This is a genomic window from Rubellimicrobium roseum (genome assembly GCF_006152145.1).
Lineage (GTDB): Bacteria > Pseudomonadota > Alphaproteobacteria > Rhodobacterales > Rhodobacteraceae > Rubellimicrobium > Rubellimicrobium roseum.
In genome coordinates this window covers 1-23,560 of sequence record NZ_VDFV01000050.1, presented here as the reverse complement: position 1 = coordinate 23,560, position 23,560 = coordinate 1, and the positions used below count along the sequence as shown (strand labels likewise).

Annotated in this window: 17 protein-coding genes and 2 pseudogenes; 9 read left to right on the top strand and 10 right to left on the bottom strand. The window is 66.6% G+C overall.

Annotated features, from left to right (window positions below; all coding sequences use genetic code 11):
* Positions 1-172: 172 nt before the first annotated feature.
* Both FHG71_RS19535 and FHG71_RS19530 read right to left on the bottom strand, forming a co-directional pair.
* Positions 173-1,576: a cytochrome P450 gene (locus FHG71_RS19535; RefSeq protein WP_139083375.1), complete on the bottom strand. Its 1,404-nt coding sequence runs from the start codon at positions 1,574-1,576 to the stop codon at positions 173-175.
* Between the two features lie 118 nt (positions 1,577-1,694).
* The gene (locus tag FHG71_RS19530) at positions 1,695-2,534 is read right to left on the bottom strand and encodes a DMT family transporter (protein ID WP_218014165.1); all 840 of its coding nucleotides are present in this window, start codon (positions 2,532-2,534) and stop codon (positions 1,695-1,697) included.
* Between the two features lie 392 nt (positions 2,535-2,926).
* Here FHG71_RS19530 and FHG71_RS19525 point away from each other — a divergent pair, with 392 nt between their 5' ends.
* Positions 2,927-3,607, top strand: a complete 681-nt coding sequence (locus FHG71_RS19525; protein WP_139083373.1) for an SDR family oxidoreductase — start codon at positions 2,927-2,929, stop codon at positions 3,605-3,607.
* Positions 3,608-3,698: 91 nt separating this feature from the next.
* On the opposite strand, the gene FHG71_RS19520 is transcribed toward FHG71_RS19525, so the two are convergent.
* Positions 3,699-5,006 carry a PQQ-dependent sugar dehydrogenase gene (locus FHG71_RS19520; RefSeq protein ID WP_139083372.1) on the bottom strand — a complete coding sequence of 436 codons (1,308 nt, stop codon included), beginning with the start codon at positions 5,004-5,006 and terminating at the stop codon, positions 3,699-3,701.
* A gap of 604 nt (positions 5,007-5,610) precedes the next feature.
* Between FHG71_RS19520 and FHG71_RS19510 the strand changes: the two are divergent.
* Positions 5,611-6,069 (top strand): annotated as a pseudogene (locus tag FHG71_RS19510) (IS6 family transposase); the annotation flags it as partial.
* Positions 6,070-6,187: 118 nt separating this feature from the next.
* On the opposite strand, the pseudogene FHG71_RS24390 reads toward FHG71_RS19510, so the two are convergent.
* Positions 6,188-6,826, bottom strand: a pseudogene (locus FHG71_RS24390) (integrase core domain-containing protein); the annotation flags it as partial.
* 138 nt (positions 6,827-6,964) lie between these two features.
* Between FHG71_RS24390 and FHG71_RS19505 the strand changes: the two are divergent.
* The 3 genes from FHG71_RS19505 to derI all read left to right on the top strand — a co-directional run bounded on the left by FHG71_RS19505 (position 6,965) and on the right by derI (position 10,056).
* On the top strand, positions 6,965-7,822 hold the full coding sequence (locus FHG71_RS19505; protein WP_139083371.1) for an SDR family oxidoreductase: 858 nt from the start codon (positions 6,965-6,967) through the stop codon (positions 7,820-7,822).
* A 990-nt stretch (positions 7,823-8,812) separates the two neighbouring features.
* Positions 8,813-9,589: a triose-phosphate isomerase gene (locus FHG71_RS19500; RefSeq protein ID WP_139083370.1), complete on the top strand. Its 777-nt coding sequence runs from the start codon at positions 8,813-8,815 to the stop codon at positions 9,587-9,589.
* Complete coding sequence (gene derI, locus FHG71_RS19495) at positions 9,586-10,056, top strand: D-erythrulose-4-phosphate isomerase (RefSeq protein WP_139083369.1); 471 nt, start codon at positions 9,586-9,588, stop codon at positions 10,054-10,056. Before FHG71_RS19500 ends, derI begins: the two co-directional genes overlap by 4 nt.
* A 202-nt stretch (positions 10,057-10,258) precedes the next feature.
* On the opposite strand, the gene FHG71_RS19490 is transcribed toward derI, so the two are convergent.
* From FHG71_RS19490 to FHG71_RS19465, 6 genes are all read right to left on the bottom strand, one after another.
* Positions 10,259-11,953, bottom strand: coding sequence for a glycerol-3-phosphate dehydrogenase/oxidase (locus tag FHG71_RS19490; protein WP_139083368.1), 1,695 nt, complete (start codon positions 11,951-11,953; stop codon positions 10,259-10,261).
* Complete coding sequence (locus FHG71_RS19485; RefSeq protein ID WP_139083367.1) at positions 11,950-13,476, bottom strand: FGGY-family carbohydrate kinase; 1,527 nt, start codon at positions 13,474-13,476, stop codon at positions 11,950-11,952. Before FHG71_RS19485 ends, FHG71_RS19490 begins: the two co-directional genes overlap by 4 nt.
* 92 nt (positions 13,477-13,568) lie before the next feature.
* Complete coding sequence (locus FHG71_RS19480; protein WP_246045524.1) at positions 13,569-14,528, bottom strand: D-ribose ABC transporter substrate-binding protein; 960 nt, start codon at positions 14,526-14,528, stop codon at positions 13,569-13,571.
* A gap of 66 nt (positions 14,529-14,594) precedes the next feature.
* Positions 14,595-15,683: an ABC transporter permease gene (locus FHG71_RS19475; RefSeq protein WP_139083366.1), complete on the bottom strand. Its 1,089-nt coding sequence runs from the start codon at positions 15,681-15,683 to the stop codon at positions 14,595-14,597.
* Between the two features lie 54 nt (positions 15,684-15,737).
* On the bottom strand, positions 15,738-17,294 hold the full coding sequence (locus FHG71_RS19470) for a sugar ABC transporter ATP-binding protein (RefSeq protein ID WP_139083365.1): 1,557 nt from the start codon (positions 17,292-17,294) through the stop codon (positions 15,738-15,740).
* Complete coding sequence (locus FHG71_RS19465) at positions 17,291-17,950, bottom strand: DUF2291 family protein (RefSeq protein ID WP_139083364.1); 660 nt, start codon at positions 17,948-17,950, stop codon at positions 17,291-17,293. The genes FHG71_RS19470 and FHG71_RS19465 overlap by 4 nt, the downstream gene beginning before the upstream one ends.
* Positions 17,951-18,424: 474 nt before the next feature.
* Between FHG71_RS19465 and FHG71_RS19460 the strand changes: the two genes are divergently transcribed.
* The 4 genes from FHG71_RS19460 to FHG71_RS19445 are packed head-to-tail and all read left to right on the top strand — an operon-like array spanning position 18,425 to position 23,429.
* Positions 18,425-19,390 carry a sugar-binding transcriptional regulator gene (locus FHG71_RS19460; RefSeq protein WP_139083363.1) on the top strand — a complete coding sequence of 322 codons (966 nt, stop codon included), beginning with the start codon at positions 18,425-18,427 and terminating at the stop codon, positions 19,388-19,390.
* Positions 19,391-19,417: 27 nt separating this feature from the next.
* A complete protein-coding gene (locus FHG71_RS19455) occupies positions 19,418-20,980 on the top strand; it encodes an FGGY-family carbohydrate kinase (protein ID WP_139083362.1) in 1,563 nt (520 codons plus the stop codon).
* Positions 20,977-22,488, top strand: coding sequence for a glycerol-3-phosphate dehydrogenase (locus FHG71_RS19450; RefSeq protein ID WP_139083361.1), 1,512 nt, complete (start codon positions 20,977-20,979; stop codon positions 22,486-22,488). Before FHG71_RS19455 ends, FHG71_RS19450 begins: the two co-directional genes overlap by 4 nt.
* Before the next feature lie 8 nt (positions 22,489-22,496).
* Positions 22,497-23,429, top strand: a complete 933-nt coding sequence (locus tag FHG71_RS19445) for a TIM barrel protein (RefSeq protein ID WP_139083360.1) — start codon at positions 22,497-22,499, stop codon at positions 23,427-23,429.
* Positions 23,430-23,560: the final 131 nt, after the last annotated feature.

Here is a 23,560-nt window from a genome sequence, read left to right as displayed (position 1 = left end):
ACGTGCTTAGGGCTATGCCTAAGCCTCCATGGTTATGCCCAGGTGTCCGGTCGAAACAGGGGCCAGTTCAATTGGCGAAATCGAGATCTTCCCCGAGGCAAGATCTTAAGGCGTCTTTTCTGGCTCAGCTGAGCCGACGGTTGCACTGCTCCAACAGCATCAAGGATTGAGTTCAGTCGTTTCCACGAGACCCGGCGGATCTCCTCCTGACACGTAGCTGAACCCCTCCGATGGGACGCAGGGTGATCGAGGGCTGGGGCGTGATCGCGCTCATCCCCTGCCACTCGGCGTCGACATGCTGGAGCATGGTGGCCAGGATCAGCATGGCCTCCATCATCGCGAAACGCTGGCCGATGCAGATGCGGGGACCGCCGCCGAACGGCATGTAGGCAAAGCGCGGCAGCCGCTGCGCGAGGTCGCCCGACCAGCGGTCCGGCCGGAACTCATCGGCGCGGTCGAAGTGCCGCTCGTCGCGATGCAGGATCCACGGGCTGATGAACACGCTAGTGCCGGCCGGATAGGCGTGACCGCCGATCACTGTAGCCTTTGTCGACTGACGACCGATGGTCCAGGCCGGCGGATAGAGGCGCATGGCTTCCATCAGCACGTTTTCCGTGAAGCCGAGGTTCGGGAGGTCGCCCGAGGTGGCCGGGCGGCCACCGATCGCCTGGTCGATCTCGGCCGTCATGCGCGCACGGACCTCCGGGCGCTGTCCGATCAGGTACCAAGTCCAGGACAGGGCCACGGCGGTGGTCTCGTGCCCGGCCAGGAGCAGCGTCACGGCCTCGTCGCGAAGCCGGGTGTCCGACATGGGCTGCCCGTTTTCGTCCCGCGCAGCCATCAGGCGGGACAGCAGATCGTTCCGCTTCTCGCAGCCTTCCGCGCGCCGGGCGGCGATCATCCTGGTCACGACCGCCTCGACGGTGCGGATCGCCCGCCGGTAGCGACGATTGCCAGGAAGGGGCACGTAATCGGGGATCACGAAAGGACGGCTAAAGCGCGCCTCCAATTCGGCGGCGAGGACATCCAGCGCCTGCTCGAGGTCGGCTACATCCCCCTCGAGTTCTGTGTCGAACAGCGTATTAGCCACGATCCGCAGGGTGAGGTTCATCATCCGGGAATGCACGTCGAGCGTTTCGCCGTCGCGCCAGCCCTCCAGCATGCGGCTGGTCGCGCCGACGATGCCGGCGTCGTAGGCCAGGAGCTGACGGCCCGCGAAGGGCGGGGCGGCCAAGCGCCTCTGCCGCTGCCAGAACGCGCCCTCGCTCGTGAGCAGGCCCTGCCCGAAGAGCGCGGTCGCGTGCCGCCACATGAGCTGGTGCTTGATGTAGGACCGATGGTCGCGCACGAGGATGTCTTCGATGGCATCCACGTCGCTCACGAGCAGCCCGGGCCAGCCGGCAAAGTTTAGGGGCACGATGTCGCCGTAGTGCCGGGCCGTTCGGGTCCAGAAGCCGAGCGGATCGCGTGAATAGTCGAACACATGGCCCAGGAACGGCAAGGCAGGGGGGCCGACAGGGCGAGGTCCCGCCCGGGGCTCACGCGGTTCTGGGATCTCCGAGGCGATGTCCGTCATCTGCCACCCCGGCTGTCAGGGGCCTTAGCAACGGGTCCAGCATGAACCCCAGCCCGCGTATGTCAATCGAGACGACTTGTGTGGGGCAGGGGGTGTAACGACTTGCATGACCTGGGCGTCAGACCTGTGATCGGTGCGACCTCAGCGCAAGGGCCATGCCTGCAACTATGACGAGCAGCATGCCGAGAAGGCTGAGGTTGTCGGGTATATCGCCGAAGACCAGCCATCCCAGTCCTGCGGCCCAGATCAGGTGCACATACTGCATGGGGGCCAGGAGCGAGGCTGGAGCTTCTCGATAGGCGGCCGTGAACAGGAAGTGCCCAAGGGTTGCAAAGACGCCGAGGGCAAGCAGCAGCGCCATATCCGGGAACCCAGGCAGGGAGCCATCCGACCAAGGCAGCGCTGCAAGGAACACGAGGCTGCCGACCAAGGCGGTGTGGAACAGCATGGCCATCGTGGTATCCGTGCGGGCCAGCAAGCGCGACAGGAGATGATAGACCGTTGCCGCCCCGGCGTTCAGCAGGGCAAACGCCACCCCCAGCGGCACGAGCCCGCTGCCAGGCCGGACGATCAGAAGTATCCCGGTGAAGCCCGCGACTGCCCCAAGCCACCCGGCCAAGCTGACCCGCTCTTTCAGCAGCGGAATGGCCAAGATCATGACCGCGAACGGGGCGAGATAGATGATCGCTATGGTCTCGGCGACTGGCATCCACCGCAACGCGAAGCCCATCGTGAGTGAGCCCACCGCGAGGCAGCCGGCCCGCACGAGAACCAGTCCTGTCCGGTTGGTTCTCACCAGTCCCCAACCATGGTGCGGTGCAAAGAAGGCAACCAAGAGCACCAAGTTCACGACATAGCGGCCGGCCAGAACAAGGGACACGTCGTAGCGCATAGTGAGGTGCTTGGTCAGCACATCACCCAGCGCAAAAGCCAGCACGGCCGCCAGGACGAGTGCCATACCGCGTAGAGGGCGGTGTACAACCCCCACCGGAGCAGGAGAAGCCGCCCTCCCCTCGACGAGGGAGGCTTCGTCTCGCAAATCTCGCATGTCGCCCGCTCGCCTGTCGTCCCGCCCAGCCGGAGCTAGCTCGGGCTCCGGGGAGGTGCGCCGTGTCAAACGGTCGCGTAGCTTGGCTACCTGACTACTTGCGACTGTTAAACGGAAGGTAGAGTGGCGACCTAGCCTTGGAATGACCAGCAAAGCCCGCACCTAAGGGGAGCGCTGTGAGCCCGGACCAACGCTTGCCTCTCCAGACGAGCACGACGGTCAGAAGTGGCAACGTCGATGGTCGGAGTGCGGCAGCCCCCTATCATGCCTCCGGGACCAATGCGCCATGGGGAGGCTGACCAATGGGCAAAGTGCTTCTGATCACGGGAGCCTCAAGTGGTATCGGGGCAGCGACAGCCCGGGCTGCGGTTCAGGCGGGCTGGACCGTTGGCCTCGTGGCGCGCTCGGCCGACCGGCTTGCGACACTGGTCAATGAGCTTGGACCTGAGCGGGCAGTGGCGCTGCCCGCAGACGTGACTTCAGTCGAGGCGCAGACGCAGGCCATAGATGCGCTCGTCGGCCGCTTCGGGCGGCTCGATGCCGCCTTCGCCAACGCCGGACTCGGCGCGTCCCGTCCGGGGGCGGAGCAGGGCGACCTCGACGAGTGGCGCCAGATGCTGGAGGTCAACATCTGGGGGCTGCTCGTCACGGTGAGGCTCGCGCTGCCGCACCTGCGCGCCAGCCAAGGCCACGTGGTGCTGACCGGCTCTCGCGCGGCGCGCACTGAACTCAGCGGGTCGGTCTACGGGGCCACCAAGCACTTCGTCCACGGCTTCGCCGCAAACCTGCTTGCCGAGATGCGCCCTTGGGGTGGACGCTGCACCGTGGTTGCGCCGGGCATGGTCGACACGCCGTTCTTCTCCGATGTCAAGCCCGGGGGCTTGCGCGCCGAGGACGTCGCCGGAGCCGTCATCTACGCGCTGGAGCAGCCCGCGCACGTGGCCGTGGGCGAGGTCTATCTGATGCCGGTGCCGGGGGCGTAAAGCGCGGAAGGAGAGATGCCGCCCCCAGCAGCCATGCACGCGCTCGCGCTACGAGGGAGGCCCAGATCTCCGCACCGCATTGCCCCATGCCTCAGGACTGACCCCCTGCGCCTGTCACGCGCCAGATCACGTCGCCCACATCGTCAGCGACCAGCAGCGAGCCATCCGGTCCGATGGCCACACCGACGGGGCGACCGTAAGAGACCTTCTCATCAGGGGCCAGGAACCCAGACAGGATGTCCCGCGGCGGCCCAGCCGGGCGACCGTTCTCAAACGGGATGAAGACCACCTTATAGCCGCTCAGGGTCGAACGGTTCCAAGACCCGTGCTGCCCGACAACCATCCCGTCAGGGAAGCCGGGGAGCGTGCCGGCCGGAAGCCAGCAAAGCCCCAGCGATGCCGTATGTCCGCCCAGCGCGTAATCCGGTGTCACAGCCTTCGCCACCATCGCGGCATCCTGGGGCACCCGGTCGTCGACCGTCTGGCCCCAATAGCAGTAGGGCCATCCGTAGAACCCGCCCTCCTTGACCGAGGTCAGGTAGTCGGGCGGTGTCTCGTCCCCCAACCCATCGCGCTCGTTGACCACGGTCCAGAGGGCTCCTGTCGTGGGCTCCCAGGCGAGGCCTACCGGGTTGCGCAGGCCCGAGGCGAAGATGCGGCTCTCGCCGGTCTCGAGATCGATCTCGTAGATCGCGGCCCGCCCCACCTCCTTGTCGAGCCCACTCTCGCCAATGTTGCTGAGCGATCCGACACCGGCATAGAGCTTGCGGCCATCAGGGCTGGGCAGAAGGCTTCGGGTCCAGTGGCCGGCCGGCTTGAAGTCGATGATCTTCCGGCCCACCCCGCCGAGCCGTGTCGCCCCGTCCTGATAGCCGTAAGCGTAGACCCCGTCAGTGTTGCCGACGTAGAAAGTGTCGTCGAGCATGGCCATGCCAAACGGATGGTTCAGCCCGTCCATGAAGACGTGACGCTCCTCGGCCACGCCATCACCATCCGCGTCCCGAAGAAGGCTGATGCGGTTCGGGCTGTGACCAACTGCGGCGGCCCGCTTCATGGTCACCTCGATGGCATAGTCGAACACCGTCGTGATCGGCCCACCGGGCACGCCCAACGCTTCGGCCGTCACCACATCCCCGTTGGGCAGCACGTGGATCCAGCGCGGATGCTTGAGGCCAGTTGCGAATGCGTTCACAGCCAGCCCCGGAGCTGCCGTCGGCTTTTGGCCCGCTGTCCACCCTTTGGCCGTCGGCATCTTGAGCGTTGGTATACCCTGCGGCCGGGCCGGTGGAATGGCAGGGCTATCGCCTAGGGCCGGCTCGGCCAGCGTAGCGCCGCGGTGCCGCATGAGGATCATCAAGCCGCCCACCATGGCCACGACCTGCGCGAAGATTGCCGACATTCCTGCTTCCTTTTCTGACTCCGCCGGTATGTCAGGGGAGTGATGATATGGAAACCCGGCCTGAGTCAGGCGGGGGACGCGGCTCGTGTCATGGCTGGCAACGTTGTTGGAGCGATGAGGGGCTCGCTGGACGAAGGCGCTCTGTTCGTGCTCTTCGAAGTCATGGTGCTGAAGCTGAAGCACCGGTTGGGCATCACCGCCGACGCTATCTGGGCCAACCACACTAACCCGGAGTAGCTGAACAAATCGCAGGGCCGCCTCAACTCGCAACCGGCGGCAAACGAGCAGCTTGGTCGCCCCATGCGGTCCAATCGCTCATGACACGCGTCGGCTGACGGCTTCCCTGATGCCGGATTGACTGCCAACCCCGGGCTTCTGACAAGCGGGACGAGCTGGGGCAGGGCCGTTCCAGACCGCATGGCCCGGGTTGATGGTGCCGCAGGAGCCGGTTGGACGTATGATGCGCTTGGCTCCCCTGCTGTTTGTGCTGATCTGGTCCACGGGCATCGTGGACGACCGCGCCATTGCTCCTCACGCCGACCCCAACTTGTTTCTGGCGGCGCGCTTCGCGATTGCGGCCCTGCTTCTGGCGCAACTCACGGCCGACGAGGTGTTTGTGAAGGTGAACGGGGTCCAGCACTGCCTCTTGCGAGCCGTGGACCAAGAGGGAGAAGTGCTAGAAGCGAATGTCACGAAGACACGGGACAAGGGCGCAGCTCTCAAGTTCCTCAAGAAGCTGACGAAGCGGCATGGCCGAGCCGAGGAGCTCGTGACGGATGGGCTTAAGTCCGACGGGGCAGCCTTCAAGGAGATCGGGGCCGAAGACCGGCAGGTCACCGGCCGTCGGGAGAACAACAGAGTGGAAAACTCACACCAGCCCTTCCGAAGACGAGAACGGGCGATGCTGCGGTTCCGGCGCATGCACAGCTTACAGAAGTTCGCCGCCGTTCACGGATCAGTGCACAACCACTTCAACGCCGAACGGACCCTCACCAGCCGAGACACCTACAAACAGGCCCGAACCGCCGCTCTCAGCGAGTGGCGGCAGCTCTGCGCCGGCTGACGATCGGCGCCACTGCCGTAACTGAGACGAGATCGCATTCGTCTGACAGCACCGATTGCCTGAAGGGTAGGCTTTTTGGTTTGTCCGATCGAATGGTCCTGTTGCGCTCTTGTTGCCTGACGGGCTTGGTCGCAACGGCTGGCGGGGCCGGCGAAGTAGATCCGGATGGCGAAGCAGGCCAGCAGGCGACCTCTGGCGCCAAAGGTCAATAGCCCAGAGCGGAATGCGGGTGTTTGATGGTGTAGTGGCTGCGCCGGCCTTCGATGACGACCTCCGCCTCGGTGAGGCCGTGGAAGTTCCCTCAATCCTAGAGCACATCGCGGAGCATGGAGTTGGAGCTCTCACAGTGGCCGTCCTCCCAGGGTGAGCCGGGCTCAATGTGGGCGCTCTTCCAGTCCCGCACGGCCGTGGAGATAAATTCCGGCCCGTTGTAGGGCCTGATATGGTCCGGCACACTTCGGAACATGAACCGGTCCGACAGGGTGTCGATGACGTCCGTCGAGTTGCACTTTCAGTCGACCCGGATGGTCAGGCGCTCCCGGCTGAACTCGTCGATGAGGGTTGAGCAGGCGGAAGTTCGTTCCGTCGGGTGTCCGGCTCTCGACGAAGTCGTAGCACCAGGCATGTTCGGGGGCTCCGGTCACATACGGACGCTGGATCCGTCGTTGAACCAGAGCTGGCCGCTCTTGGGTTGCTTCTGCGGGACCTTCAGCCCCTCTCGCCGCCACATCGGCTCGACGCGCTTGGCGTTCACCGCACAGTCGTCCTCAAGGTTCATATCTTTGAAATGGGTTGGCCCAGACGGCCACGCGGCAAGAGCTGGGCATTGGACGCGGAACAAGCAAGCACCGCACCAGTTCGGATTTCGTGAAAAGCCCAAGAGATGGAGACACCGATGAAGGACTACCCCACGCCGCCGTTTCCTGAGCAGCAGCAAGCCATGCCTGGTCGAACCGACCGGATGGACCCGCGCCCCGACCATGGCGAGGAGACCTACCGTGGCTCCGGCCGGCTCGAAGGGCTCAAGGCGGTCATTACAGGGGCGGACAGTGGCATCGGACGGGCGGTGGCGCTGGCCTATGCGCGCGAGGGCGCCGACGTGCTGATCTCCTATCTGAGCGAGCACGAGGAGGCCGAGGAAACTCGCCGGCTCGTGGAGGCGGCCGGCCGCAAAGCCGTCGTGATACCGGGGGACATCCAGCATGCCGAGCTTTGCCGGACCATCATCGACCGTGCCGTCTCAGAGCTCGGAGGGGTCGACATCCTCGTCAACAACGCCGCCCATCAGGACACGTTCGAGGAACTGACCCAGATCCCGGACGAGGAATGGGAGGTGACCTTCCGCATCAACATCCACGCGATGTTCTATCTGGCCAAAGCCGCCGTGCCGCACATGAAGCGCGGGAGTTCGATCATCAACACCACCTCCATCAATGCCGACAAACCAAGTCCTCAGCTCCTGGCCTATGCCACCACCAAGGGCGCGATCCACAACTTCACCATGGGGCTGGCGCAGATGCTGGCCGAGAAGGGCATCCGCGTGAACTGCGTCGCACCAGGGCCGGTCTGGACGCCGCTGATCCCGTCCACAATGCCTACCGAAAAGGTGACGAACTTCGGCAAGCAGTCCCCCATGCAACGGCCGGCCCAGCCGGTGGAACTCGCCACGGCGTACGTCATGCTGGCCGACCCGATGTCGAGCTACACCACGGGTGCCACGATTGCCGTGACCGGAGGCACGCCCTTCATGTAGGCGAGGTTGTACGGCGAGATAAGGAAACAGGACTCTGTCAACGAACCTGGCGCCTGCATGAACGAAAGGATGACTCGCGGCAGGTGACCGCCGCGGCCAAGACACGCAAGGCCAATGCGAAGATGATCAAGCGGAGTTGGAGCCAGGCCACCTCATGGTGTTGACAGGGCCAATCAGCTCGTCCGTCTGATCGGAACCCGGTGTGTGGCTGCCCCCTCAAGCAGCAGTTCCATGCTCCGCGCTCGGAGGCCGGAGACATGATCGTTCCCGAAAGATCGTCATGCCACCAGATCAGCTCTTGTGGGAACGGAGCCGTCCACACAAGACAACGACCCAGCAGGCCGGTAATCCAACGGCCAGCAACTCAACACTCCGCCTTGGAGCATCCTTCAATTTGCCCATCAGATTGAGGAAGGACTATGGAGGTCCGAAACATCGTGCCGAGGTGCGCATTGCCACGCGGAACCGGGCGAGGGAGGCCATCATGGCCGAGCAGCATGAGGGCACGACGAAAGGAGGGTGCCACAGAAACTCTGGCCGACGAACAAAACGAATTTCTGGCGCTCGTGAATTCCATCGAGGGCACGCCAGCCCTTACCATTCGGCGCGAGTTGGCAGACAAACTGATAGCGGAAAGCTGCACCACGCCGTCGCTAAGGAAGACCATGGGACTGGGCGTTGGGTTTGTGGATCGGCTGCGGGACCGCCTAGAGAGGCGCCACACGGGGTGAGTGCTCGCACCTCAAGGCCGGTCCTACGATGTGAGCAACACACGGAACGCCTGCCGGGGCCATGCAAAAGGAGTTCGGCTTGAGCATATGATTGATCCTGCTTAGGCTCCGCAAATCATAAAGGGCGCTGTCAGACAGACTTGGCTCGAGCCGGGCAGGGGGCCAGCCCCTTGCCGCCAGTCACAGGCTTTTTCCGCTGCAGCGGTCGACCTTCATAGCGTTGGGGACACCCTGCACAGCGCCCAACGGAGGACATGACATGACGACGGGGACCCTCTGGGTCGGCACGAGTTGGAAGATGAACAAGACCCGCGCCGAGGCGCTGGCCTTCGCCCAGGCGCTGCACGAGGCCGAGGACGGGCGCGACCCGCGCGTGCAGCGCTTCGTGATCCCGCCCTTCACGGCGCTTGCGGAGGTCTGCGCGGCACTTGACGGCACCTCGGTCAAGGTGGGCGCGCAGAACGGTCACTGGGCTGACGCGGGCGCTTGGACGGGCGAGGTCTCGATGCCGCAGATCCGCGATTGCGGGGCGACCCTGGTCGAGATCGGCCACAGCGAGCGGCGGGCGCATTTCGGCGAGACGGACGAGACGGTAGGCCTCAAGGCCGCGGCCGCCCTGCAGCACGGCCTCACGCCGCTCATCTGCATCGGCGAGCAGGCGCAGGACAAGGAAGCCGGACGGGCCGACGCGGTGCTGGCCCGCGAGGTGACGGCGGCACTGTCCCCTGTCGCGGGGGCGTCCGAGACCGTTCTCCTCGCCTACGAGCCAGTCTGGGCCATCGGTGACAAGGGCGTGCCTGCCGAGCCCGCCTACGCCGATGAGCGGCAGGCCCGCATCGCCGAGGTGGCGCGCAAGATCATGGGGCGGGACGTTCCGGTCCTCTACGGCGGCAGCGTCAACCCGGGCAATGCAGCCCAGCTCATCGCCTGCCCGCACATCGACGGGCTCTTCATCGGCCGGTCGGCCTGGGCGGCCGAGGGCTATCTCGACATCTTGGCGCGCGTGTCGCGCGCCCTTTCGGAGGACCAACCATGAGGATCGCCATTGCAGGGGACAGCGCCGGGGCCCCGCTCGCCAAGGCTCTCGCCGAGCATCTCAAGAGCCGCAGCGGTCTGGACGTGGCCGAGTTGTCCGCGGCGCCCAGCGGCGGCGAGGAGTTCTACGCCAACCTGAGCGACCGGGTGGCGAGCCAGGTCAAGGACGGCACCTACGACCGCGCCATCCTGTGCTGCGGCACGGGCATCGGCGTGGCCATCGCCGCCAACAAGGTGCCCGGCATCCGCGCCGCGCAGGTCCACGACACCTACTCGGCCGAGCGCGCGGCCCTGTCGAACGACGCCCACATCATCACCATGGGCGCGCGGGTGATCGGCACCGAGCTGGCCAAGGCCATCGCCGACACCTGGCTTGCTAGCACCGAGAAGTTCGACCGCTCTGGCAAGTCGGCCCCTAACGTCGCTGCCATCGGCGAAGTGGATGCCAAGTACCATACGGGCGCCTGAACGTCCTTTTCTGCCATATCCGTCCCGATTACCCGCCGTCGGGACGGACAAGCTTTACCGGCTTGAGGTACGCCTTGCGGTCGCACCGTGAGTTCGTCAGGGCCTATTCCCTCCGCAGGATACAGGAGGTTGCGGTCGCAATGGCCGGCTTGCTGACCATCAAGATCTGAGGGCCGCTGGAGGATCGCCAGCCGTCGCTCCCCTATAGTTTGGCCCGGTTCACTTGCAGCAAATGAGCGCTGGCGGCCGTCAACTCCTCGATCCGGCGGTCTTCGGACCAGCCCAAGGTGTTCGTCGCGACCGTGGCCACCGCTTCCAGGTCCCGCCGGGTGAGGCCCTCGGCGATCGCCAAGCTGGTGCGGCGCAGGACAATGTCTGCAAGGTGCACAACGGTCTCATTCCGGACGATCCAGTCGATCTCCGACATGCTGTAGCTCGTCGCGTCCGGCAGCCGATCGGCGTCCGACCAGTCGCCGCGATGGCCCGCCACGGCCCGGGCTGTCGTTCCGTAGCGGGCCAGCAACTCCTGAATCCGTCCAGGCCCGAGTCCCGTCGCTTGGGCGACTTCGGCCGCCCAGCGCGCCCGGGCCTCGGCTCCCTGTGGCAGGTCCCGGCCGCCGCCGATCGCCACCTCACGCGTCGAGATGCGTCGGGCGCGTCCCAGTCGTCCCAAGAGCGAGTCGGCGACCTCCTCGGCAAAGCCGCGGAACGTCGTCCATTTTCCCCCGACCAGCGACACGATGGGAAAGGGTCGCCCCGGCTCGGCCTCGGTCACCGGGGCCGAGTGGTCGCGGCTTATGAGCCCCGGCACAGAGGCCTTCGAAGAGGGCAGGGGACGAATGCCGCTGTAGGCGTAGGCGATCTGGTCTCGCGAGAAGGCAAGCCCGGGGACCAGGGAGCACAGGCTCGCCAGCAGGTAATCGATCTCCTCATCCTCGGCGCGCACGGCATCAGGGTCGTCGGCGGGGATGTCGGTCGAGCCGACCAGCGCCCGGCCGAGATAGGGGAACACCAGGCAGATCCGCCCGTCATCGGCCTCGAAGTAGATCATCCGCCCGGCAAGGCGGCGCACCAGTTCGGGGTGGTCCAGAAGGATGTGCGACCCCTTGGTGCCTCCGATCAGGTGTGAGGGCACGCCGAGCGCCGCGTTCACCTGGTCGATCCAGGGTCCAGCGGCATTGACGACGATCTGCGGGCGAACCGCGACGCGCTGCCCGCCTCTGGTCTCAAAGAGCAGTGTCCCGCCCTCGGCCGAGACGAGACGCGTGTAGGTTGCGACAGAGGCCTCCGGCTCCGCCGCGAGCCCGTCCTCGACCAACTCATGAACCAATCGCTCGGGGCGGCTGATCCAGGCGTCATGATAGGTTCCGGCAGCGACGATGGCCGAAGTGAGACCCGGCATCTCCCGTAGGGCCTTGGCCCGCCCCACGAGCCGATGACGCGGCATGCTCCGGTGGCGTGAGCCATAGAAGTCGTAAAGCGCCAAGCCGATTTTCACGAGCAAGGCCCCCCGGCTTCGCGGCGCGGTGGTCGAGCCCAGGAACGTTCGCAGCGCCGCGCCGACCCCCTTGGACCAGGAGAAGATGGGAATCACGGTGGGCAGCGGCGCAACGCAATGGGGAGCGTTTCGGAGGAGCAGGTTCCGTTCCAGCGTGGACTGGGCCACGAGGCCGAATTCGCCGGTTTCGAGATACTTGAGCCCACCGTGGATCAGACGCGACGGCGCGGCGCTGGTGCCCGAGCCGATGTCGCCCTTGTCCACGAGCAGGCAGCGGACGCCCTGCAGGCAGAGGTCGCGGAACAAGCCTGCCCCATTCACCCCCGCGCCGAGAATGACGACCTCCACCTCCGTTCCGTCAAGAGCTGAAAGGCGGCGGCGCACGGCGTCAGGCGTCATTGGGTGCCTCCCTCGGCCAGCCGCTCGATCCGGGGCCAGAGCGGTGCCATTGCATGGGAGATGTCCTCCCAGATCCGGTATCTCTGCTCGTAGGCGGTCTGGCGGGCCCGGTCGGGATCATAGGTCCGGCCCGAAGCGCGAAGGTCGCGCGGGTCGTCATAGGGCGAGGCATAGAGCCCCACCGCCGCGCCGGCGCAGAGCGCGGCCCCCCACGCGGCGGCCTCTTCCGTGGCGGTGACGGTGACGGGCAGTCCTAGCACGTCGGCGAACATCTGCGCGAAAGCCGAGTTGCGCGAGGTGCCACCCGTGAGCCGCGCCTCGCGAACCGGAAACCCTTCCCGCAATGCATCCACGTGCTGGCGGTGATTGAACGCGATCCCTTCGAGCACGGCACGCAGCATGTCGCCGCGCCCGTGCCAGCCGTGCAGGCCCGCGAAGCCGCCGCTTGCGACCTCGCCATGCGGCGAGCCGAAAAGATAAGGGTGGAACAGCACCGACGATGGCCGCGTGAGCGCCGCGTCGATCTCCTCGGCCAGAAGGGCGTGGACCGAGCGCCCCTGCGTGGCGGCAACCTCGGCCTCGCGGGGGCAAAGCCGTTCGAGGAACCAGTCGTAGTTGGCGGCCGAGGCGGGCGAGATGGCCATGGCGTTCCATCGGCCGGGCTCGATGGCGTTGCGGCAGAACCAGCGCGGGTCGGTGCGGGGGACGTTGGTGACAACCTCATTGATCGAATAGGTGCCCGCAACGATGGCCAGCACCCCCTCGGCCTGCCCGCCGATGCCAAGGGCCGAGCCGGTGACGTCGTGGAGCCCGGCGACGACGGGCGTGCCGCGCCGGAGTCCCGTGAGGGCGGCGGCCTCGGCTGTCACCTCGCCCACCACCTCGTCTGGCCGCGCCATGGGCGCGAGCTTCCCTTTCAGGAACTCCAGCCCGAAGAGCCGCAACGCCTCGGACGAGTAGTCCTGAGTCCGGACATCCGTGAAGGAGGTGCTAGCCTCGGTGCGGTCGGTGCCTATCGTGCCGGTCAGGCAGAAGCGCAGCCAGTCCTTGCAGCCCAGCACATGGGCGATCCGGGCGAAACGTTCAGGCTCGTGCTTGTTCATCCAGGCAAGGAGGGCCGAGGGCGCCGAGACATGCGGTACCTGTCCAGTCAGCGCCAGCGCCCGGTCGAAGAGCCCGCCGGCCTCCCAGGAGGCGACCACCTCGCCCGCGCGACTGTCGAGGGACAGGATGCCGGGCCCGAGCGGCCGGCGCGCCGCGTCGAGGAGGTAGAGACCATCGCCATGGGCGGTCGCGGCCACCGCCCGGATGTCTTCGGCCGGCCGCCCGCTGCGGGCGACCGCCTCGGCGACCGCTTCGGCGGTGGCGCGCCAGAGCCCGTCCATGTCGCGCTCGACCCGGCGCGGCCGTGGCATCGACTGCGGCACTCGCCGCCTCGCGGTCGTCAGGGGCGTGCCATCCGCGTCGAAGACGACCGCCTTGGTCACGGTGAGGCCGTTGTCGATGCCGAGGAGCGAGGCCATGGGAGTCCTGCCCGGGGATGCCTGAAAACGGAAGCCAAGCCCCGCGAGGCCCGGCCAAGGGCGGGCGGCCCTGACGGCCGCCCGAGAAGTCATCAGCTCGCCGACAGGGTGAAGGGGCCGGTGTACTGGTCCACGTTCTCCGGCGTGATGAGCAGGCAGTCGAAGAGCTGCTTCTCGGTGTCCACGCCGGTCGAGCCGGTGGTCAGGTAGCTGTCCACCTGCCGGATCGCCTCGGCCGAGAAGACCGCGACGGGCTGGAGCACGGTGTAGGCCATCGTGCCGGCCCTGACCGCCTCCACCGCGTCGGGCGAACCGTCGAAGCCGCCGACGACCACACCCTCCAGGCGACCGGCTTCCTGAAGCGCCGCGATGGCGCCCAAGGCCATCTCGTCATTGCCGGAGATCACGCCCTTGATGTCCGGGTTCGCCTGCAGGAGCGACTGCATCTTGTTGTAGCCTTGCGTGCGATCCCAGTTGGCGACCTCCTCGCCAACCTTGACGAGGTCGGGATACTGGCTCAGCACGGTGTCGTAGCCGTTCGAGCGGGTCGCGGCATTGTTGTCGGACGGCGCACCGACGAGTTCCACGAAGTTGCCCGAGTCGCCGATGACCTCAACCCACTGCTGGGCACCCAGGGCCGCGCCCTGAGCGTTGTTCGACACGAGCTGCCCGATCGCGAGCCCTTCCTGGTTGATCTCGGCGTTGACCAGGATCACCGGAATGCCCGCGTCCACCGCCTTCTGGATGTTGCCGATCGAGCCGTCGGCGTTCGCCGGGTCAAGGACGATCGCCGCCGACTGGTTGGTGATGGCGGTATCGATCAGGTTCGACTCGGTATTCGTGTCGCCCGTATGGGCGGCCACGGTTGCGGTGTAGCCCAGCTCCTCGGCAGTGGCCTTGGCGACCTCGCCCTCGGTGAACCAGTAGGGGTTCGCCGGGTCGTTGACGATGATGGTGATGAGGCCCTTGTCCTGCGCCCAGGCGGCGCCGGTCAGCATCGGGGTAATGGCGACGCCGGCGAGCAGCAGCCGGCGGGTGATGGTGAGCGTCACGTTGTCCTCCCTTGGACGTTTAGTTGGTGCCGAAGGATCGGCGGTCTTTCCCTCGACGGGCCGGCCTCAGGCCGGGCGCCCCGGCGGTGGAGAAGCGGAGGCGGGGGCCGTCCTGCGGGTGCGGCCGCCGTAGCGAATGGAGTTGAGCAGCACCGCGAGCACGATCACTGCGCCGGTGAACACGGTCTGCCAGTAGGACGAGACCCCGATGATGACGAGGCCATTGGACAGGAACCCGATTACGAACGCCCCGAGCATGGTACCCCGGACGGTGCCCCGCCCTCCCGTAAGTGCGGCCCCGCCGATCACCACCGCCGCGATGGCAGTCAGTTCATAGGTGGTGCCGGCGGTGGGTCCGGCCGAGTTCAGGCGCGATGACAGCACCAGCCCAGCGATCGCCGCGCAGATGCCGGACAGCATGTAAACCGTGATCTGCACACGCTTCACCGGGACGCCCGACAGCTCGGCCGCTCGGGCGTTGCCGCCCGAAGAGTAAAGCCACCGCCCGAAGGCCGTGCGGCTGAGGAGGAGACCTGTCACGACCGCGACGACGGCCAGCACGACGATGCTGATCGGGATACCGGCCAGCCGCTCGCGCCCCAGCCAGGTGAACCCGGTGTTGCCCAGCGCCGGGTCGCCATCGAGGCCGTTGTAGGTAAGGCCATTGGTCATCAACAGGGCCACGCCCCGCGCCACGTACATGACGCCTAGCGTGGCGACGAAGGCCGGCACCTTCAGAAACGCGACCAGCGCTCCGTTGATGGCCCCCACGAACGCGCCCAAAGCGAGCGTCAGCACCACCACTGCCCAGACCGGCGGGTAAAGGATGGCGCCCAAGGCGTCGATCTGGACCCCCTTCATCAGCGCGCCAGCCACGACGCCGCAGAGGCCAAGGACCGAGCCCACCGACAGGTCGATGCCGCCGTTCAGGATCACGAGCAGCATCCCGATGGCGAGGAGGCCGTAGATCGCGACCTGCGACGACATGGTGAGGAAGTTGGAGACGGAGAAGTAGACGGGCGAGAGGAAGGAAAAGACGACGATGATGACGATGAGCGCGAGGAAGGCGCGTCCCTCAAGCAGGAGCCTCCCGATGTCGAAGCCGTCGCGCGACGGGCGGGCGGCGCGGGCCCGAGCCTGGCTGGTGTCGGTCATGAGAGTCTCCGCGGTGGTCGGGATCGAGCGGCGGTCAGCATGGGGCAGGGCGGGTCAGTGAAGCATCGACTCGCCGGAGGCGGCCATGATGCGCTCCTTGGGCACGTCCGGCCCGAACTCGGCGGTGATCCGTCCCTTGCGCATCACAAGGATGCGGTGGGCCACTGACAGACATTCGTTGACCTCCGACGTGGAGTAGATCACCGCGAGCCCGCGGCGCGCGCCCTCGGCGAGCAGGCGGAACACCTCGGCCTTGGCGCCGACGTCGATCCCGCGCGAGGGTTCGTCGAGGAGGATGACCCGGGGTCGGGTGGCCAGCATCTTGCCGATCACGACCTTCTGCTGGTTGCCTCCGGACAAGGAGCCGATCGGCGCGCCACCGCCGCCTGACTTGATCTGCGTCTGACGGATGCCCTCCTCGATGACTGTCCGCTCCTTGGCGCGCGACGTGAACAGCCCTTGCGTGAAATCCATGATGCTGGCGAGTGACAGGTTCTCACCCACTGACATGGTCTGCACCAGGCCGTCGCGCTGGCGGTCCTCTGGGACGAGTACGAGACCCCGGCGGATGCGCTCACCGATGGAGAGCCGAGACACGTCCTGGCCCTCCATGAGGACACGGCCGTGATTGAGGGCAAGCCGACCCGCCACGGCCTCGAGGAGTTCGGTGCGGCCTGCGCCCATCAGGCCGTAGAGGCAGACGATCTCACCGGCGCGGACCTGCAGGGAGAGGCGGTCCACGAGGTCAGCCCCCGAGGCATCCGGGACCGAAACCTCTTCGATCGAGAGTGCGACCTCGCCCATGGCGTAGCCGGTGGGTGGAGAGCCCAGGTCGAAGTTTTCGCCCACCATGTGGCGGACGATCCATTCCAGGTCGATGTCCTTGCGCTTGGCATAGGCCGTCATCGCCCCGTCCCGCAGCACCACCGCGTGGTCCGTGATCGTCAGCGCCTCCTCGAGATGGTGGGAGATGTAGACGATGGCGACGCCACGTGCCTTGAGGTCTCGGATCACCTTGAAAAGCACGTCCACCTCCGAAGCCGAGAGGGCAGAGGTGGGCTCGTCCATGATGAGGATGCGCGAGTTGACCGAAAGGGCCCGCGCGATCTCGACGATCTGCTGCTGACCCAGCCGCAGCTCCTCGACGGGGGTGAGCGGGTCGATGTCCTCCTCGAGATCCTCCATCAGCACGCGCGTCTGCCGCGCCTCCTCGGCGAAGTCCACGCCGAGCGGGCCTAAGATCTCGCGCCCCATGAAGATGTTGTCGCGCACGGACAGGTTCGGGGCGAGGCTCAGCTCCTGGTGGATGATCGAGATCCCGCGAGCTTGCGCGTCGGAAGCCGAAGCGAAGCGCACCGGCTCGCCATCCAGCAGGATCTCGCCCGATGTGGGCTGGATGACCCCCGACAGGATCTTCATCAAAGTAGACTTGCCCGCGCCGTTCTCCCCGAACAGGGTCGTGACCTGGCCGCGGCGGACCTCGAAGTTGACGCCCTTGAGGGCGTGGACAGCGCCGAACGACTTGGCGACATTGCGCGCCTCGAGGACAGTCTCGCCGAGCTGGAAGGTCCCGCGCGCAGCGCCTGATCGACTGAGTTCGACCTGGGTCATTCGACGCTCATCCGGACAGGGGTGACGAGCCAGCTTTCCGGGTTCACAAGGCGGAAGACCCCCGTGACCGTAACGGTCTTGCCCGTGAGGTTCGCCGCGTCGATGCCGGCCAGAACCTGCTCCTTGACCTGATTGTTCAGCGCGCTGCCCGCGTCCTGATACTCGATCTGGTTGCGGAACTGGCCGAACTCCACCGTGCCGGTGGCGTCGCGCACGTCGGTCCCGTTGATCGCCGGGCCGGTCTGGACGCGCACCCGGATGCCTTCCAGGCCTTCGACGGCCACGTCGTAGACTCCCGAGCGTGCCTCGCCGGCGACGCCGGTGAGATCGACCGAGAAGACAGGCGTGCCGTTCGAGGTGACGCCGTGGTCGACGGCGGCCTTGGCGGGGTCCACGGCGATGGCCTGCGCGAGCGTGGCCGCGTCGACCGCCCGCTCTTCGATCAGACCCTGGATGCGCGGGAACTCGGTCTGGCCGTAGGTCTCGGGCGAGAAGGCCTGCTGGCGCGTGTCCTGCTCGGAGCCCACCCGCACCACCGTCGTGTCGAGAGCCATTGCGGCGAGCAGAGCAAGGCCCACGGCGGAGGCAAGACCGGCCCTGAGCCCACGGCGCGGCGCGGCGCGGCGCGATGTGGCGATGTCGGTGCGTGAGGTCATTGGCTGGTCTCCGTCAGCTGGGACGCGTCAGCAGGGAGCCGCCGCGTGGCGACCGGGCGCGCCGGGATGCCGAATGCGCCACGTGGGCCGGTTATGGCTGATTGTCTCACAGGATGTCCTCCTCCCCGCGGCCAATTCGGTCGGCAATCTCTTCGTCGTCGTCACCCAGGCTGCGTAGGCCCGTGATCGTCTCGTCACGCGTGTGATCCCATTGCAGGATCGTCAGGAAAGGATGAGCTTACCGACCCCACGTCGATCTCGTTCTCCGCGTCCGAATCGCCGGCCTCCTCCGGCGCTGGATTCGCCTTGATCTATGTTTTTCAGAGACATAGACGGCAAGATCCTATCGGGCGGAGTGGGGACAGCGGGATTTGTCGCTCCTCCTCGCCACATCACCTTGACAGATCGCAATGTCGCGTGAAAGGATTTTCTTAAGTTGAAAGTTTCTGCGCAGCAGCACCACCGGAGGTCACGATGGCGAGGAGCGTGGGGCGTCGCGAGGACGACGAAAGCCTCGCCATCCGCGCGGCCTGGTTGCACTACGCCGGTGGCATGACCCAGGCGGAGGTGGCCGAGCGGCTCGGCGTCTCGGCCGTAAAGGCGCATCGCCTCGTGGCTTGGGCCAACCAGAACGGTGCGGTGAAGGTCACCATCGATGGCGATGTGGTCGAGTGCCTTCGCCTTGAGGACCGGCTCCGCGACAGCTTTGCCCTCGCCACCTGCGAGGTGGTTCCCGATCTCATGGAGGACGGCCTGCCCCTGAGGGCCCTGGGCGTGGCAGGCTCGGCCTTCCTCCAGCGCGAACTCAACTCGGGCCGGAACGGAGTGATCGGCGTAGGCCATGGCCGCACTCTGGCGGCCGCTGTGGCCGACCTCCCGCGCATGGAGGTAGGCGACGTCCGCTTCGTCTCGCTTCAGGGCGTGCTGACGCGCAACTTCGCCGCCAACCCTCATGACGTGATCCATCGCCTGGCTGAGAAGACCGGCGCGGAAGCCTATGTCCTTCCTGTGCCCTTCTTCGCGAACACGGCTGCCGACCGCGAGGTCCTGCTTGCCCAACGGGGCGTGGCCGAGGTCTTCGGCCTCGCCAGCCAGGCCGACCTGCTGATCGTGGGCGTAGGTACCGTCGATGCCGATGCGCAGATCGTCACATCGCGTATGGTCGACCTCAACGAGATCGACGGCGTTCGCAAGCGGGGTGGCGTGGGCGAGCTCCTGGGTCATTTCTTCGACGGCGCAGGTCGCCCGGTCGAGACGTCGCTCAGCGCCCGGACACTGTCGCCGGATCTGGGGTCCTTGCAGGGGAAGCGGATCGTGGCGTTGGCCGGCGGGCCGGGCAAGGTGGTGGCGCTTCGCGCGGTCCTGCGGGCAGGGCACCTCCATGGTCTCATCACGGACGAGCGCACGGCCAGGGCAATTGCTGAGATTGACCCGTTCTGACGGCTGCCCGGAGAAAGGGACGAAGAAATGTCGGACCTCGTGATCGGCGTCGACGCCGGAACCTCGGTGATCAAGGCGGTGGCGTTCACGCTGACGGGCGCGCAGGTCGCTGCCGCGTCCGTGCCTAACCGATACGAGACGGGATCAGACGGAGCGGCAACCCAGCCGCTGGAGCGCACCTGGAACGATTGCGCCGCCGCGCTACGTGCCTTGGGCGAGCGAGTCGAGGGGTTGGCCGCTCGCACGGCGGCGCTGGCCGTGACTGGGCAAGGAGACGGCACATGGCTGGTGGGGCGCGACGGCCGTCCGGTGGCTGACGCCTGGCTGTGGCTTGACGCCCGTGCTGCCCCTGCCGTGCGCCGCCTCGCCTCAGGACCCTTGGAGAGCGCGCGCTTCGAAGCCACCGGCACCGGGCTCAACACCTGCCAGCAGGGCGCGCAACTGGCGCAGATGGCCGAGGTCGCACCCCACCTGATCGAGGCGGCCTCCGTCGCGCTTCACTGCAAGGACTGGCTTTACCTGAACCTCACGGGCGTGCGGGCCACCGATCCCTCCGAGGCGAGCTTCACCTTCGGCGACTTTCGGACCCGCTCCTACAGCGACGCCGCGATCGAGGCACTCGGGCTTGGCGCCTGGCGTCACCTGCTGCCTCCTATCATTGACGGGACCCAGGTCACTCACCCCTTGACGCGGGAGGCCGCCTCGGTCACCGGCCTGCGCGCCGGCACGCCGGTGAGCCTGGGCTACGTGGACATGGTGATGACAGCGCTCGGGGCGGGGGTCCACACCGGCGAGCCGGGCGTCGCCTGTTCGACCGTGGGTTCCACCGGCGTCCACATGCGCGCCGTCCGGGCCGAGGACTTCCACCTCAACTCGGAGGGGACGGGCTATGCTATCCTTCTCCCAGTGCCTGAGATGGTCACGCAGGTTCAGACAAACATGGCGGCCACACTCAACCTCGACTGGGTGCTGGCTATGGCCCGTGATCTCGTGGCCGAGTTCGGTCAGGAGATCACCCAGGACGACCTCGTGGCGCGGATCGAAGGCTGGCTCGCGCGGACCGAGCCCGCGCGCATCCTCTATCATCCCTACATCTCCGAAGCTGGCGAGCGCGGGCCCTTCGTGGACGCCGACGCCCGCGCGGGCCTCAATGGCCTCTCGGCCCGCCACCGCTTTCCGGACCTTCTGCGTGCCGTCGTCGAGGGGCTCGGCATGGCAATGCGCGATTGCTATGCCGCCATGGGACCTATGCCGTCCGAACTGCGCCTGACGGGAGGCGCGGCGCGCTCGCGCGGCCTGCGCGGCGTATTGGGGGCCGCGACCGGGGCGCAGGTGCGCGTGTCCTCGCGCGAGGAGGCCGGCGCTGCCGGGGTGGCAATGATGGCCGCTGTCGCCATCGGGGCTTACCCGTCCATGGATGCCTGCATCGCCGATTGGGTCACGCCCCTTCTCGGCCCGACCGAGCCGCCCGATGCTGGTCTTGTCCGGGCCTATGACGGTCTGTTCCCTGCCTATCTCGCCGCCCGCCGCGGCCTCGTTCCGGTCTGGGCTGGCCTTGCCCACCGGGCCCCATCAGGAGACGTCCTATGAACGGACAAGACAGTGTGGACCTCGTCGTCATCGGCGGCGGTATAAATGGTGCCGGGATTGCCCGCGACGCGGCCGGACGGGGTCTCAAGGTTGTCCTTTGCGAGAAGGATGACCTCGCGCAGGGGACGTCCTCGCGCTCGGGCAAGCTTGTCCACGGCGGTCTGCGCTACCTCGAATACTACGAGTTCCGGCTGGTGCGCGAAGCGCTGATCGAGCGCGAGGTGCTGCTCGAAAGCGCCCCCCACATTATCTGGCCCATGCGCTTCGTGCTGCCCCACAGCCCGGACGACCGGCCCGCCTGGCTCGTGAGGACAGGGCTGTTCCTCTACGATCACTTGGGCGGTCGCAAGCGGCTCCCTGGGACCCGCACGCTGGACCTGACCCGCGACCCCGAGGGAACGCCGATCCTCGAAAGGTACACCAAAGGTTTCGAGTATTCCGACTGCTGGGTGGACGACGCCCGTCTCGTGGTTCTCAACGCCCTTGGCGCCGCCGAGAAGGGGGCGGAGGTCCTGACCCGCACCCCTGTCGTCTCGGCGCGACGCGAGGGCGACGTCTGGAGCGTGACTCTCCGCAACAGCGACACTGGCGAAATGCGCCATCTGCGTGCCCGGTGCCTTGTCAACTGCGCCGGCCCCTGGGTCTCGGATGTGATCGGACGCGTGGCGGGCTCCAACTCCAGCCGCAACGTGCGGTTGGTCAAGGGCAGCCACATCATCGTCCCGAAGTTCTGGTCCGGCGACCATGCCTATCTCGTGCAGAACCACGACAAGCGTGTCATCTTCATCAATCCCTACGAAGGTGACAAGGCGCTGATCGGCACCACGGACATCCCCTATGAGGGCCGGGCCGAGGAGGTGACGGCGGACGAGTCCGAGATCGAATACCTGCTGGCCGCCGTGAATCGTTACTTCAAGGAAAAGCTACGCCGCGCTGACGTCCTGCACAGCTTCTCGGGCGTGCGGCCGCTCTTCGACGATGGCAAGGGCAATCCCTCGGCGGTGACGCGGGACTACGTCTTTGATCTCGACGAAACCGGCGGCGCGCCGCTTCTCAATGTGTTCGGGGGCAAGATCACTACCTTCCGCGAGTTGGCCGAGCGCGGGATGCAGCGGCTGCGGCGCGTCTTTCCGTCGATGGGCGGTGACTGGACTGAACGGGCACCTCTGCCCGGAGGCGAGATCCCGGACGCCGACTTCGAGACCTTCATGAACGGCTTGCGCGACGCGTATCCTTGGATGCCTCGCCCGCTCGCGCATCATTACGGTCGCCTCTATGGCGCGCGTACCTCCAGGCTGGTGGGCCGGGCCACAGGACTTGAAGGCTTGGGGCGGCACTTCGGCGGCCAACTCTACGAGGCCGAAGCTCGCTATCTCGTGGCTACCGAATGGGCTCAGACGGCCGAGGACATCCTGCAGCGCCGCACCAAGCACTACCTGCACCTGACCCCGGCCGAGCAGGCGGACTTCGCCGACTGGTTCGCCTCCTCCACGCTCGCCGCCGCCTGAGGGACGTCATGCCGCTCACTCTGTCACTCAACACCAATCCGCTGGTGAACCGCTTCGCCGAACCTGACGATCTCATCGACACCATCGCCCGCGACCTGCGCATCCGCGACGTCCAATTGACGCACGAGTTCATCAACCCGTCCTGGCCCGGCCCGGTGATCCGGCGCCTGACCCGCGACATGGGCGCGGCGCTGCGCCGGACGGGGGTGCGCGTCACCTCGGGCATGACCGGGCCCTACGGGCGTCTCAACCATTTCGGCCACCCAGATGCCGAGGTGCGGCGATACTACATCGACTGGTTCAAGACCTTTGCTGACATCATCGCCGACCTCGGCGGCCAGTCCGTGGGCACCCAGTTCGCCATCCTCACCTACAAGGACTATGACGACCCGGCCCGGCGCGAGGACCTGATCCGCATTGCCATCGACTGCTGGGCCGAAGTCGCTGCTCACGCCAAGGCTGCCGGGCTGTCCTACTTGTTCTGGGAACCCATGAGCATCGGGCGGGAGTTCGGAGAGACCATTCGGTCCTGCCTTGATCTGCAGCAGCGTCTCACCGCCGCCGACTTGGCGATCCCGATGTGGATGATGGCCGACATCGACCATGGCGACGTGACATCGCCTGACCCCGACGACACCGATCCCTACGCCTGGGCCCGCGCCGTGCCGCGCCTGTCGCCCATCATCCACGTCAAGCAATCGATGATGGACAAGGGCGGCCACCGTCCTTTCACGGCCCAGCACAATGCGCGGGGCCGCGTCCAGCCCGAACGCCTGCTCACCGCGCTGGCCGAGGGAGGCGCCCGAGATAACGAGATCTGCCTGGAACTGTCGTGGAAGGAACGTGAGCCCGACGATCGTCGGGTAGTGGCGGAGCTGGCCGAGTCGGTGGCCTATTGGGCTCCACACATCGATTCAGGAGCCGCTGACCTTACCACTTGACATGTTCTAGACGCTGGAAGGGTCCCTTAAGCGGACAAGACCCGACAGCTCATCAGCGACGGCGTAGAGGCGCGCACGGTTCTGACCACTGACGACATCGCCTCGGCGCCCCGCGAGCAGCGCGGCAAGCG